Raw genomic sequence first — 13359 nt, forward strand, 5'->3', positions numbered from 1 at the left:
AGACGCCATGGACGCCCTCCCCCGCGCCGCGCCGCGCCCCCACCTGCCCGCCGGAGCCCTCGGCCTCGGCGCCCTGCTGGTCCTGGCCTACGGGATCGTGCCGCTCACCGGCACGAGCTACCTGTTCGAGGCGCTGCTGACGCCGTTCCTGGCCCTGGCGCTGGCCGGCCTCGGGCTCAACCTGCTCACCGGCTATGCCGGGCTGCTCTCCCTCGGCTCGGCCGCCTTCATGGCGGTCGGGGCCTACGCGGCCTTCAACCTGTCGCTGCGCCTGCCCGGCCTGCCGCTCCCGGCGTCGCTCCTGCTCGCCGGCTTCGTGGCGGCGCTCGCCGGGCTGGCGGCGGGGCTGCCGGCCCTGCGCCTGCGGGGCTTCTACCTCGCGGTCTCGACGCTCGCCGTGCAGTTCTTCGTCGCCTGGGCGCTGAACCGGATCGGCTGGATCTCCGACGACAGCCCCTCGGGCGTCATCACCGCTCCCCGGCTGGTGGTGGCCGGCCTGTCCTTCGACGATCCGCGCGGGCGCTACCTGGTCTCGCTCACGGTGGTCACGCTGCTGACCCTCGTCGCGTGGAGGCTCGTGAGCTCCCCCACGGGCCGCAACCTCGTGGCGATCCGCGACAACGAGACCGCCGCCCGCCTCGTCGGCGTGAAGGTCGCCCGGACCAAGCTCCTGGCCTTCGCGGTCTCGTCCTTCGTGATCGGGATCGCCGGGGCGCTGTGGGCCTTCGCGTATCTGCGCACCGTCGAGCCGGCGGGGTTCAACCTCGACCGCTCCTTCCAGATCCTGTTCATCGTCATCATCGGCGGCCTGGGCACCCTGCGCGGCGCCTTCCTGGGCGCGGGCTTCATCGTGGTGCTGCCCCTGCTGCTGGCCCGCCTCGGCGCGGCGCTCCTCGGCGACGGCTTCGATTTCGGCACCCTGGAGATGGTCCAGCGCATCGTCCTCGGCGCCCTGATCGTGGCCGTGCTGATCCGCGAGCCCGCGGGCCTCGCTGCCCTCCTCGACCGGGCCGGCCGCCGCCTCGGCCGCCGCGCCGCCTGATCCCCTCCCCGTCTGACCAACCCCAGGACGACCATGCCCCTGACGACCCGCCTCCGCGCCGCGCTCCTCGCCGGCACCGTGATGCTCGCCGCCGCCGCGCCGCGCGCCGGATGGGCCGACGAGCAGTATTTCCCGCTCCAGAGCTACCGGGTCGGCCCCTACGCGGCCGGCGGGACCGGCTTCTTCGGCGGCTTCATCGACTATCTCAATCTGATCAACGCCCGGGACGGCGGCGTGAACGGCGTCAAGCTCACCTGGAGCGAGGGCGAGACCCAGTACGAGGTCGAGCGCGGGGTCGAGGTCTACGAGCGGCTGAAGTCCCGGCCCGGCATCGCCGCCTGGAACCCGCTCTCGGTGGGCATCGCCTACGCGATGATCGACCGCATCACCGCCGACAGGGTGCCGCTGGTCACGATCAACCACGGCCGCACCGATTCCACCGACGGGCGCGTCTTTCCCTACGTCTTCCCGCTGCTGCTCAACCCCTACAGCGAGACGAGCGGCATCATCCAGTATCTCGGCACCCGCGCGGGCGGCCTCGACAAGCTCAAGGGCAAGACCATCGCGGTGCTCTACCATGGCTCGCCCTACGGCAAGGAGACGATCCCGATCTACGCGCAGCTCGCCGAGCGGTACGGCTTCACGGTCGCGCAGATCGAGGTGCCCCATCCCGGCAACGAGCAGCAGTCGCAATGGCTGACGATCCGGCGCCTGCGGCCCGATTTCGTGGTGCTGCGGGGCTGGGGCGTGATGAACCCGGTGGCCCTCAAGACCGCCCAGAAGACCGGCTTCCCGGCCGACCGCATCGTCGGCAATGTCTGGTCGAACTCGGAGGAGGACGTGATCCCGGCAGGCGACGCCGCCAAGGGCTACGTCGCCATCACCACCCAGGCCTCGGGGACCGCCTATCCGGTGATCCAGGAGGTCGTCGGCAAGGTCTACGGGGCCGGCAACGGCAACCTCGCCGACAGGAAGCGGATCGGCAGCGTCTACCACAATCTCGGGGTGCTGAACGGCATCCTCAACGTCGAGGCGGTGCGGATCGCGCAAGGCAAGTTCGGTGCGCGCACGCTCACCGGCGACGAGGTGCGCTGGGGCTTCGAGCACCTGCGCCTCGACGAGGCCCGGGTGGCGGCGCTCGGCGCCAAGGGCTTGTTCCACTCGATCAACGTCACCTGCGCCAACCACGAGGGCGAGGGCCGCGTCACCTTCCAGCAATGGGACGGGGCGAAGTGGACTGTGGTGTCCGACTGGCTCGCCCCCGACTGGGCGAGCCTGCGCCCGATCATCGAGGCCTCCGCGACCGCCTACGCCAAGGAGCACGGCCTCACCCCGCGCGACTGCGCGGCGGAGGAGGCCGCGGACGCGGCCGGCAAGCAGGCCGCCGCGGCGGCCCGGTGAGCGCCCGATGAGCGCCGCGCCGACCCTCCTGCAGGTCGAGGCCCTGGAGGTCGTCTACGGCGGGGCGGTGCACGCCCTGCACGGCGTCGACCTCGCGGTCCGGGCGGGGGAGATCGTCGCCCTGGTCGGCGCCAACGGCGCCGGCAAGACGACCCTGCTGCGGGCGGTGTCGAACCTGCTGCCGGCCCTGCGCGGCCAGGTCACGGCCGGGCGCCTCGCCTATGACGGACGCGACGTGACGCGGACCCGGACCGACGCCCTCGTTCGCGCCGGGCTCGTAGGCGTGCTGGAGGGCCGGCACTGCTTCCGGGGACTGAGCGTCCAGGAGAATCTCGTCGCGGGCGGACTCGGGCGCGGCTCGGGCCGCAGCGACGTGCGCGCCGACCTGGAGCGGGTCTACGGCCTGTTCCCGCGCCTCGCCGCGAAGCGGGAGGTCGCCGCCGGGCTGCTCTCGGGCGGCGAGCAGCAGATGGCGGCGATCGGCCGGGCCCTGATGGGACGGCCCCGGCTCCTCGTCCTCGACGAGCCGTCCATGGGGCTCGCGCCCCGGGTGGTGGAGGAGATCTACCGGGTGCTCGCCGGCCTGAACCGGGCCGAGGGCCTGACCCTGCTGGTGGCCGAGCAGAATGTCCGTCTCGCCCTGCGCCACGCCCACCACGCCGTCGTGCTGGAGAGCGGACGCAGCGCGCTGGCCGGCAGTGCCGCGTCCCTGCGGGCGCGGGACGATGTCCGGTCCCTGTATCTCGGGGGGGCCGAGCGCCCCGAGGCGGCGGCGCCCGAGGCGCGCCGCCACGCGCCGGCCTGACGGCTCCGGCCTTCCGTGGGGACTGCGTCAGGATTCCAGATCGGCCCGGCGCAGGGACCAGAGCATGGTCCCGTTCGCGTCGACCAGCCACAGGGCATTCACCGCATCGTCCTCGATCGTCAGTGAGCGTCTGTTGGCGAGGCGTACCGCTTCCTTCGCGTCCGCGGCCGTGAGCATCTCGTCGAGGCGCGGCGCGCCGATCTCCCCGTCCGCGCCACGAACCGCCCCGCGCAGGCGATAATCCGGCATCCATCGACTCCCGTTTCCGACCAGGCTGCCTGAGGTTTGGCGGCGGATGCGAAGATAGGCGCCTGCGCGGCGTGTCGAGAGGGGGCGGGCCGCTACGGCCCGGCGCCGTTCGCCAGGATCTGCTGCGGCGCGGCTAGGAACAGCGCCCGCAGCGCGGCGGCCGCCGCGTGGGGCGGCAGGCCGAGGGCGTGCCGCGTGCCGGCGATCCGGGCGGCGCAATCCGCCGACCGGGCGGCGTCCGGGGCTGCCGCCTCCGCATCGTCCGGCCGCCCCGCCTGCGTCCGGGCGAGGAGCGGTGCGAGCCCGCGCGACGCCGGCCGCTCGGCCCGCAGCCGCGCATCGAGCGCCACGAGGTCGCCGGCCGCGAGGATGCCGCAGGCGGCCGTATCCTGCGATCCGGCACTTCGCATCATCGCCAGGATCCGGTGGCCCAGGGCCCGGACGACCCCGTCATCGGCCGCCCGGAAGCGCCGCTGCAGGTAGCTGGCGGCCATCCGCCTCAGGCCTGCCGCGGCCTCCGCCTCGGGTCGGCCGGCGGCGTAGCCGTCCCTGTACCACCGGGTGATCGGGTCGAGCCCCGCCGCGTCGGCCTGCTGCAGGATCGGCAGGGTTCGCAGGATCGCGGCCCGGGCCCCGGCCGCGCTCGGATCCGCGTCCAGGGTCGAATCGGGGAAGCGGTCCGGGCCGACGACCTCGGTGACGATGCCGGCCGCGCGCAGCTCGGCCGCGGCCGGGATCCAGATCCCGGCCGGAGGCACCGCCAGGGCCCGCGCCACGAAGGCCGCCGGCAGGCCGGCGGCCCGGTAGGCCGCCCGTTCCGGCGCGGAATTCACCGGGCGCATCCGGCCCTGCGCCCCGATCTCGTAGGGGGCGTGGAAGCCGAGCCGGCCGCCGGTCGCGAGGTAGCGCGTCCGGCCGCGGACGAAGATCAGCGTGCAGGCTGAGGCGCAGGCGTCGGGGACGTAGGTGGCGAGCCCCCGCGCCGCCACGAGCGCCCCGATCGCCGCCCCCTCCTCCACCAGGCCGCCGTCGCTGGTGAGATGGAGGCGCGCGATCTGCGGGTGCGCGGCGAGGAGGGCCGCGACCCGTGCGGCCACACCCTCGGTGAGATCGCCGGCGAGTCGCAGGTCCCGGCCGCCCGGCCCGACCGTGAGCCGGGCCGGGACGGCCGGCCCATCGGCGGCAGACGCCGCGGAGGCCGCGCCGCGGCCCTTCGGCGGGTGCGCGGCGGCCGGGCCGGCGGCTCCCAGCGCCAGGGCGAGGGCGCAGGCAGCCGTCCCCGTCCGGCGCCTCCACCCGGGGGGGAAGACCGACATGACAGGTGTCCATCGTTCGTGTTCGGGGAGGCCGGCGTGGCCGGACGCGGCGCGCCTACTGGAGGTAGGCGACGAACATCTCGGACACGGCCCGTGACGCGTAGGCTTCCGGGCTCTCGCCCCGGCGGATCGGGAAGGCCTCGGCCACCCGGCGGCCGGCGAGGATCCGGTCGACCTCGTCGGGCATCAGGCCGTCGTCGAGGGCGCTCGCGAGGGCGGCGCGTTCATGGGAGGGATGGGAGCGGACGCTCCGGGTCAGGATTCGGCCGAGGGAAACGGCCGCTTCGGCGCTCAGGTCGGGCTGGGTGCTCCGGCTCGTGTCATAGGTCAGCATCGGTGTTCGCCTTTCGTGTCTGATGTCGTGCGCTCTCCTCGTCCTGGATGCGGCAACACGGCAGACACGGCGCAGTCGTCCCGGCGATCCGTTTCTTGCTCACGATCACGGCAAACCTCCATTCGGCTCTGCGTCGACTGCGCGCCGACACCGTCAATCTAGAGGCCGGGGCCGAGAATGTGCTGCCAAATTGACGAGGACTTGCAGCGCAGGTCGTTCGTCGAAGGCGCATCCTGGAGCAGAAGCTCAGGTCCGGCCCGGGCGGGCCGGCATCGTGGCCGCGATCGAGGACGCCCGTTCCGGCCCGAGGCCGGGCGCGCGGGGCTTGCCAAGGCAGGGGCGATGCGTAAATATCAATATATAACAAGGGCTTAGCGAAGATGATGCTCCCGTTTCGCCCGCGCACGGTCGAAACCTTCTCCGCCGGACCGGGGTGCCCGGAAAAGACTTCCCGCCAACGCCGCCGGCCCGGTTCCGGCGCCGTTGGCCGCCGAATCAGGCCGCCGCGACCGGCCGTTCAAGGAGAGCCGACACCATGACCCCAGGGCGGATGATGCAGGGCGACGAGGTCGTGTTCGCGCGGATCGACCTCGCGGAGATTCTGGGGATCTGGCGGCATGCCCGGGGCCGTGTGGTGGGCATCCACCCCCCGGGCAATGCCCCGGCCACCGTGGACGTGAAGTTCCAGGGGCACGACACCCTGAAACGTTATCTGCCCGACCTGTTCCGCCCCGTGCGGTGACCGGCGGCGCCCGATGCATCACGCCGCCCTGCCCCCCGCGGGGGCCACGATGGCCGTGGTCCAGCCGCCGCTGCGCGTCACGAGCCGCGGCACGGCTGAGGCCGAGGTCTGGGCGGGCCTGCGCGCCGAGGCCGAGGCGGCCCTGATCGAGGAGCCGCTCTATGCCGGCATCATCCAGGCCACGATCCTCGACCAGCGCTCCCTGGCCCAGGCCTTCGCCTACCGCCTCGCGCACCGGCTCGGGGACGGCGACCTTGCCCGGCTGTCGATGCGCGACCTGTGTCTCTCGGCCTTCGAGGCGGATCCGCAGGCGGGCGCCCACGCGGTGCGCGACCTCGTGGCGATCCGCGAGCGCGACCCGACCTGCCGCCGCTTCCTCGATCCGTTCCTGTTCTACAAGGGGCTGGCGGCGCTGGAGGCCTACCGGGTCGGCCACTGGCTCTGGCACCAGGGCCGGGCGACCCTGGCGCTGCACGTCCAGAGCCGGATCTCGGAGGTGTTCGGCTGCGACATCCACCCGGCGGCCCGGATCGGCTCGGGGGTGTTCATCGACCACGCCACCGGGGTGGTGATCGGCGAGACGGCGGTGATCGCCGACGACGTCTCGATCCTCCAGTCTGTGACGCTCGGCGGCAACGGCAAGGAGAGCGGCGACCGGCATCCCAAGATCGAGCGCGGGGTGCTGCTGAGCGTCGGGGCCAAGGTTTTGGGCAATATCCGGGTCGGCGCGGGCGCCAAGGTGGCGGCCGCCGCGGTGGTGCTGCAGGACGTGCCGCCCCACACGACCGTGGCGGGCGTGCCGGCCCGGGTCGTCTCGCGCCTGCCCGTCGGCGAGGAGCCGGCGCTCAGCATGGACCAGTCCTTCGGTTACGGGGACGGCATCTGAGGCGCGCCGGAAAATCCTTCCCGTGAAACAAAGTCGCCCGGCCTGCGCCGCGCGCCCCGATGGGATGAAACTAAATTCTTCGATCCGGCGATCGCACGATCGCTATGTCCTTTGCGTCGGGTATGCCAAAGGTGCAATTCCTATGAAGCGGCCTAAAATAGGGAAATAATTCCGTTGACCCTTGGGCGATTCGGACCTTATCCAGATCCTGTCGGGCCGAACAAGAACTGAGTCCGGATAAGCGGCGGACAAGGATTGTCCGAGCGCTGGAAAATACATCATTCGACTGACGATCAGGCGGTCTGCCGGCCCGTGATCATCATCAAGTCCTGATCAAGACGTCTCGCGCCGACCCCGCATACGCTGCGGGACGAACCGCTGCTTGCGGATGGATGCGGCGCGCCTGCAACCCTGAATGGAGTGAGGACGAACGATGAGCGGACCGGGTCTGAGCGTGAGCGCCACGGCGGCACGCAATCTCGCGACGGCGACCGTCACCTCGGTCCAGAACGCGGCCAATACGCCGCGCTGGCTGCTCCGGCTTCTGCCCTTCGTTGACGTGGCGGGCGGGGTCTACCGCGTCAACCGCCGCGCCGTCGTGCTGGCGCGCCCCGGCCGGATCGATCTCGCCGCCGAGGAGAAGGGAGACGGCAAGGGAGAGGGAGACGGCAAGGGAGACGGCAAGCGCCGGGTGATCCGCCCCGCCTCCCTGCGGGCCGTGCCGTTGTTCAGCCGGCTGGGCGATGCGGAGCTCGCGGCCCTGGCGGCTCAGTTCACCGAGAGCCGGCACAAGGCCGGCGATGTGATCCACGAGGAGGGCGCCTCCGGCCGCAGCCTCACGGTGGTCGCCGACGGCACCGTCGAGCTGACCCTGTCGGGCCCCTACAAGGGCCGCCTGCGGCAGGGCCTGGCCACGAAGGGCGACTATTTCGGCGATGCCGGCTTGGCCGGCGAGCGTGCGCCCGCCCCGGCCGTGAAGGCCCTGTCGGCGGTGACCCTCCTGACGCTGGACGCCGCCGCGGTGGAGAGCGAGGAGATCCGCGCCAGGATCGCCCAGTACCGCGAGGAGCGCGACCGCCTCACGGGCCACACCAACTCCTACGGCGAGCAGGGCATCGAGCTGCTGGCTGTCCATACCGGCGAGCCGCGCCTGCCCACGACCTTCGTGGATTACGAGGTCGATCCGCGCGAGTATCACCTCTCGACCATCCAGACGATCCTCAACACCCATACACGGGTGACCGACCTCTACTCCAACGAGATCGACCAGCTCCGCGAGCAGATCCGTCTCACGGTCGATGCCGTGAAGGAGCGCGAGGAGTGGGAACTCCTGAACAATTCGCAGTTCGGCCTGCTCCACGAGGTCGGTCCGCGCCAGCGCATCCCGACCCGCGGCGGCCCGCCCACCCCGGATGATCTCGACGAGCTGCTGACGCTGGTCTGGAAGAAGCCCGCCTATTTCGTGGCCCATCCCCGCGCCATCGCGGCCTTCGGCCGGGAGGCGACCCGCCGGGGCGTGCCGCCGGTCGTCGTCCACCTGTTCGGCGCGCCGTTCATCACGTGGCGCGGCGTGCCGCTGGTGCCGAGCGACAAGCTGCCCATCGACATCGACCCGGTGACCGGCGCGCAGACCACCTCGATCCTGCTTCTGCGGGTCGGCGAGGGCGAGCAGGGCGTGGTCGGCCTGCAGAAATCCGGGGTGACCGGCGAGATCGAGCCCGGCCTGTCGGTGCGCTACATGGGCACCAACGACCATTCGATCGCCTCGCACCTCGTGACCCGCTACTTCTCGGCCGCCGTGCTGGTCGAGGATGCGATCGCCCGCCTCGATAACGTGCTCCTGGGCAACTACCATGACTACGCCTGAGGCGACGGCCCTCGCGGTGCCCGGAGCGAGCCCGGGCGACCTCGCGCACGCGGATCTCGTCGGGCGCCTCGCCCGCGAGATCTACGGTCAGGGGCAGGCGGCGAGCCAGCCCTTCGCCCCCACCCTCCCCGCGGGCCCGCAGGCGCTCGACAGCGTGCCTCAGGGGTTCGGCGGCGCTCCGCTGCCGAGCGGTGCCGTGGGCGTGCCCTCGGCACCGGCCGCCGGGCTGCCCGCGGGGATCCAGCCCGACCTGTCCGCCCTCGGGGCCCGCGCCTTCGGCGCGTCGCCGGCCGGCGTCCCGGGCCTCACCGGCCCGGGCCTGCCGAATCTCGCCCCCGCCGGCCCGGCCTTCGCCGGGACCGCCACGATCCCGCCGGTCCACCCGGTGAGCCCGCTTCCGGCACTGCCGGACATCTCGTTTCCGGGCGGCCCTGAACTGCACCGGCAGGTCGCGGCGGATCACCCCCGCGCCCAGGCCTTCGCGCATGCGCTCGCCCCGCACCTCGTCCCGGCCGACCCGTCGCAGGCGGGCGTGGACGAGGCGCAGGAGAGCTTTCGCAGGACCGGCCGCCTCTCGCGGGCGCCCGAACCGGCCGCCGACAACCTGTCGGACTATTACTTCCTGACCCTCGGCCCCCGCCCGGCCCGGACGGCTCCCGCGACGCCGCGCGTCGAGCCGAGCCGCGCGCCGGGCCCCGCGCCGCGGGCGCTCTCGCACGGGTCGAGCCCGGTCGCGGCGCCCTTCGACGTGGCGTCTATCCGCCGGGACTTCCCGGCCCTGCACCAGAGCGTCAACGGCCATCCGCTGGTGTGGCTCGACAACGCCGCGACGACCCACAAGCCGAAAGCCGTGATCGACGCGACGAACGCGTTCTACGCCCGGCACAATTCCAACATCCACCGCGCCGCCCACACCCTGGCGGCGCGCGCCACCGACCTGTTCGAGGGCGGGCGCGAGGCGGTGCGCCGCTTCCTCAACGCGCCCTCCAAGGACGACATCGTCTTCCTGCGCGGCACCACGGAGGCGATCAACCTCGTCGCGCATTCCTACGGCCGGGCGCAGATCGGCCCGGGCGACGAGATCATCGTCTCGACCATCGAGCACCACGCCAATATCGTGCCCTGGCAGATGCTGGCCCAGCAGACCGGGGCGACGCTCCGGGTGATCCCGGTCAACGACCGGGGCGAGATCATCTTCGAGCAATACGCGGCCTTGCTGTCGGGCCGCACCAAGATCGTCTCGGTGACGCAGGTGGCCAACGCGCTCGGCACCGTGAACCCGGTGCGGGAGATCATCCAGCTCGCCCATGCCTACGGGGTGCCGGTGCTGGTCGATGCGGCGCAATCCGCGCCGCACATGCCGCTCGACGTGCAGGCGCTGGACGCCGACTTCCTGGTCTTCTCCGGCCACAAGGTGTTCGGGCCGACGGGCATCGGCGCGCTCTACGGCAAGGCGCACCTGCTCGCGGCGATGCCCCCCTGGCAGGGCGGCGGCCACATGATCGAGGACGTCACCTTCGCGAAGACGGTGTACAAGGGCGCGCCGGAAAAATTCGAGGCCGGCACGCCCGACATTGCCGGGGCGGTGGGGCTCGGGGCGGCCCTCGACTACCTCGCGCGGATCGGCCTGCCGGCGATCGCCGCCTACGAGCACGACCTGCTGGACTATGCGCAGGCCGGTCTTGCCGACGTGAAGGGCCTGCGTCTGATCGGCACGGCCCGGGAGAAGGCGAGCGTGATGTCCTTCGTGATCGAAGGCCAGGAGAACGAGGCGGTCGCCCACCACCTCGATGCCCGCGGCATCGCGGTCCGTTCGGGCCATCACTGCGCCCTGCCGGCGCTCCGCCGGTTCGGGGTCGACCAGTCGGTGCGGGCATCGCTGGCCTTCTACAACACCCGCGCGGAGGTCGACGCCTTCCTGACGGCGCTGCACACCCTGCCGCGGCACTGACCCCGGGGGCGATCGGATCCGTGCCGCGCTCGTCCTCTGCAGGGCGGCGACGCGATCTCGGGTCTTGCCCATGGGTCTCAGGACGGGGCGCGGGTCCCCTCGCCCGTGCGGGCTTGCCAGGAACAGATCTCGGGCGAGCCCGAGCTCTGTGGGAGGCGCACGCGCAGCGGTGTGGACCTCGTCGCCCGCACGGGGCGACGAGGTGGGGCAGCCGTCGGCGTCAGCCTCACGCCACCGCCGGCCGGAGGTGCCGCGTCCGCACCGTACCGTCGATGGCCCGTAGCGCGCCGAGTACCGCGTCCGCCTCGCCAGGCCCCACCGACGCGTCCACCACGACGTAGCCGTACTCGCCGTCCGTCTGCAGGTACTGCGCGTCGATGTTGAGCGACCGGCCCGAGAAGACCGCGTTGATCTGCCCGAGCACGCCGGGCACGTTCCGGTGGACGTGGAGGAAGCGGGCGCCGGACCGGCGCGGCGGCAGCTGAACCTGCGGGAAATTCACCGCGCCGAGCGTCGAGCCGGTCTGGGCGTAGTCGACCAGCTTGCGGGCCACCTCCGCGCCGATGCGGTCCTGCGCCTCCTCCGTCGAGCCGCCGATATGCGGGGTGAGGATGACGTTCGGCAGCCCCTGCAGGGGCGAGACGAAGCGCTCCGCGTTGGAGGTGGGCTCGACCGGGAAGACGTCGATCGCGGCTCCGGCGAGATGGCCGTCGCGCAGGGCCGCCGCCAGGGCGTCTAGGTCCACGACCGTGCCCCGGCTGTTGTTGATGAGGTAGGCGCCGGGCTTCATCGCGCGGATGCGCTCCGCGCCCATGAGCCCGTGGGTCAGCGGCGTCTCCGGGACGTGCAGGCTGACCACGTCGCTGGCGGCGAGCAGCGCGTCGAAGCTCTCGGCCGGCTCGGTGTTCCCGTGACGCAGCTTGTCGGTCAGATCGTAGAAGATCACGCGCATGCCCATCGCCTCCGCGAGGTTCGAGAGCTGCGCGCCGATGTTTCCGTAGCCGACGATCCCCAGCGTCTTGCCGCGCACCTCGAAGGCGCCGGAGGCCGACTTGTCCCAGCCGCCGGCATGGGCGGCGATCGAGCGCGGCAGGATGCGCCGGAGCAGCATCACGATCTCGCCGATCGTGAGTTCGGCGACGCTGCGCGTGTTCGAGAACGGCGCGTTGAAGACGGGCACGCCCCGGGCGCGCGCCGTCTCGAGGTCGACCTGATTGGTCCCGACGCTGAAGCAGCCGATGGCGGTGAGATCGGGCAGGGCGTCGAGCAGCGCGGCGGTGACGTGCGTGCGGGAGCGGATGCCGAGGACGGTGACGTCGGCCAGATCCCGGGTATCATCGGGGCTGACGGCACGAGGCAGCTGGCGGATGTCGCCGATCCCGGCCTGCGTGAAGATCCTGGACGCCGTCGGCGCTATGCTTTCGGTCAGAACGACGCGCTCGGTCGACACGGTCTGTGCTCCTTCCACGGACGGGATGCGATCCGCGACCTTGCCGCTGGCGTCGCGGAGCGGCAAGGTCGGGAGGGGCATGCGCCCGGCTCCTGCGCCCGGCTCCTGCGCGCGGCTCCTGGGCGCGCCGGTCCCGGACCGGAGCGCCCTTTGCGGGCCGTCCGCCCCGGCCCCCGCGGCGGACGGTCCCCGTCCGTCGTCTCGACGCCGGGCGTGAGGCCTGCCAGTGTCCACCTCCCGGCGGCCGCGGCCGCGGAGCGACAGGTGCATCATGACCGGATCGACAGCCCGGGCCGTCATCGTCCAGCCGGGCGGCGGCTTCGACAAGGTGACCTTCGGGGAGCGGCCGGTGCCCGAGCCGGGGCCCGGCGCGATCACCGTCCGCCTGCGGGCGAGTTCCCTCAACTATCACGACTATGCCGTGGTCAGCGGGATGTGGGGGCCGAGCGAGCCGCGCGTCCCGATGTCGGACGGCGCCGGCGAGGTCGAGGCCGTGGGACCCGGCCCGAACGACTTCGCGGTCGGCGACCGGGTGGTCAGCACGTTCTTCCCGACCTGGACCGAGGGCACGCCGCGGGTCGAGGGCTTCGCCACCGTGCCGGGCGACGGGGTCGACGGCTATGCCCGGGAGCGGGTCACCGCGCCGGCCAGCGCCTTCACCCACGCGCCGAAGGGCTGGGACCACGCCGAGGCGGCGACCCTGACCACCGCGGCGCTCACCGCATGGCGCGCGCTCCACGCCGATGCCGGCCTGAAGAGCGGCGACGTCGTGCTGGTGCAGGGGACCGGCGGCGTGTCGCTGTTCGCCCTGCAATTCGCCAAGGCGGCGGGGGCCACGGTGATCGCCACCTCGTCCAGCGACGACAAGCTGGAGCGCCTGCGCGGGCTCGGCGCCGACCACGTCATCAACTACCGCGCCGACCCGGCCTGGGGCGAGACCGCCCGGCGGCTGACCGATGGGCGCGGCGTCGACCACGTCGTCGACGTCGGCGGTCCGGCGACGCTGGAGCAGTCCATGGCCGCCGTCCGCGTCGCCGGCCACATCTCGGTGATCGGCATCCTGTCGGGCGTGGCCGGGGAATTGCCCCTGGTGCCGGCGCTCCTGAAGCAGATCCGCCTGCAGGGCGTGCTGGTCGGCAGCCGCCGCCACCAGATCGAGATGGTCCGCGGCATCGAAGCCTGCGGCCTGCGGCCGGTGGTCGACAGCCGCTACCCCCTCGACGAGCTCGTGGCGGCGTTCCGCCACCAGGAAAGCAACCGCCACTTCGGCAAGATCTGCATCGCGATCTGAGCGGGACTGAAGGGGTCTGGCCGGT

Annotated in this window: 12 protein-coding genes; 8 read left to right on the top strand and 4 right to left on the bottom strand. The window is 72.5% G+C overall.

The window, feature by feature from the left end:
• Positions 1 to 7: 7 nt before the first annotated feature.
• From A3862_RS24205 to A3862_RS24215, 3 genes are read left to right on the top strand one after another with little or no spacing between them, the layout of a single operon-like run.
• A complete protein-coding gene (locus tag A3862_RS24205; protein ID WP_111474045.1) occupies positions 8 to 1042 on the top strand; it encodes a branched-chain amino acid ABC transporter permease in 1035 nt (344 codons plus the stop codon).
• A 33-nt stretch (positions 1043 to 1075) separates the two neighbouring features.
• Positions 1076 to 2443, top strand: a complete 1368-nt coding sequence (locus tag A3862_RS24210) for an ABC transporter substrate-binding protein (RefSeq protein WP_111474046.1) — start codon at positions 1076 to 1078, stop codon at positions 2441 to 2443.
• Positions 2444 to 2450: 7 nt separating this feature from the next.
• Entirely contained in the window at positions 2451 to 3248 is a 798-nt protein-coding gene (locus tag A3862_RS24215; RefSeq protein ID WP_053609771.1) for an ABC transporter ATP-binding protein, read from the top strand.
• Positions 3249 to 3275: 27 nt separating this feature from the next.
• On the opposite strand, the gene A3862_RS24220 is transcribed toward A3862_RS24215, so the two are convergent.
• The 3 genes from A3862_RS24220 to A3862_RS24230 all read right to left on the bottom strand — a co-directional run bounded on the left by A3862_RS24220 (position 3276) and on the right by A3862_RS24230 (position 5147).
• The gene (locus A3862_RS24220; RefSeq protein WP_043389304.1) at positions 3276 to 3497 is read right to left on the bottom strand and encodes a hypothetical protein; all 222 of its coding nucleotides are present in this window, start codon (positions 3495 to 3497) and stop codon (positions 3276 to 3278) included.
• A 92-nt stretch (positions 3498 to 3589) separates the two neighbouring features.
• A complete protein-coding gene (locus A3862_RS24225) occupies positions 3590 to 4813 on the bottom strand; it encodes a hypothetical protein (RefSeq protein ID WP_053609770.1) in 1224 nt (407 codons plus the stop codon).
• A 55-nt stretch (positions 4814 to 4868) separates the two neighbouring features.
• Positions 4869 to 5147 carry a hypothetical protein gene (locus A3862_RS24230; protein WP_043389298.1) on the bottom strand — a complete coding sequence of 93 codons (279 nt, stop codon included), beginning with the start codon at positions 5145 to 5147 and terminating at the stop codon, positions 4869 to 4871.
• A gap of 535 nt (positions 5148 to 5682) precedes the next feature.
• Between A3862_RS24230 and A3862_RS24235 the strand changes: the two genes are divergently transcribed.
• The 4 genes from A3862_RS24235 (at position 5683) to A3862_RS24250 (ending at position 10593) form a co-directional block, all read left to right on the top strand.
• The gene (locus A3862_RS24235) at positions 5683 to 5889 is read left to right on the top strand and encodes a hypothetical protein (protein WP_043354144.1); all 207 of its coding nucleotides are present in this window, start codon (positions 5683 to 5685) and stop codon (positions 5887 to 5889) included.
• A 13-nt stretch (positions 5890 to 5902) separates the two neighbouring features.
• Positions 5903 to 6775 carry a serine O-acetyltransferase gene (gene cysE, locus A3862_RS24240; protein ID WP_043354143.1) on the top strand — a complete coding sequence of 291 codons (873 nt, stop codon included), beginning with the start codon at positions 5903 to 5905 and terminating at the stop codon, positions 6773 to 6775.
• Between the two features lie 433 nt (positions 6776 to 7208).
• Positions 7209 to 8642: a family 2B encapsulin nanocompartment shell protein gene (locus A3862_RS32445; RefSeq protein ID WP_043389294.1), complete on the top strand. Its 1434-nt coding sequence runs from the start codon at positions 7209 to 7211 to the stop codon at positions 8640 to 8642.
• Positions 8629 to 10593: a family 2A encapsulin nanocompartment cargo protein cysteine desulfurase gene (locus A3862_RS24250; RefSeq protein ID WP_053609769.1), complete on the top strand. Its 1965-nt coding sequence runs from the start codon at positions 8629 to 8631 to the stop codon at positions 10591 to 10593. Before A3862_RS32445 ends, A3862_RS24250 begins: the two co-directional genes overlap by 14 nt.
• 226 nt (positions 10594 to 10819) lie before the next feature.
• Here A3862_RS24250 and serA read toward each other — a convergent pair whose 3' ends face one another.
• On the bottom strand, positions 10820 to 12043 hold the full coding sequence (gene serA, locus A3862_RS24255) for a phosphoglycerate dehydrogenase (protein ID WP_081948924.1): 1224 nt from the start codon (positions 12041 to 12043) through the stop codon (positions 10820 to 10822).
• Between the two features lie 271 nt (positions 12044 to 12314).
• Here serA and A3862_RS24260 point away from each other — a divergent pair, with 271 nt between their 5' ends.
• Positions 12315 to 13334, top strand: a complete 1020-nt coding sequence (locus A3862_RS24260; RefSeq protein ID WP_043354137.1) for a zinc-dependent alcohol dehydrogenase family protein — start codon at positions 12315 to 12317, stop codon at positions 13332 to 13334.
• Positions 13335 to 13359 lie beyond the last annotated feature (25 nt).

Origin of the sequence: Methylobacterium sp. XJLW (assembly GCF_003254375.1) — a bacterium.
Classification (GTDB): Bacteria; Pseudomonadota; Alphaproteobacteria; order Rhizobiales; family Beijerinckiaceae; genus Methylobacterium; species Methylobacterium fujisawaense.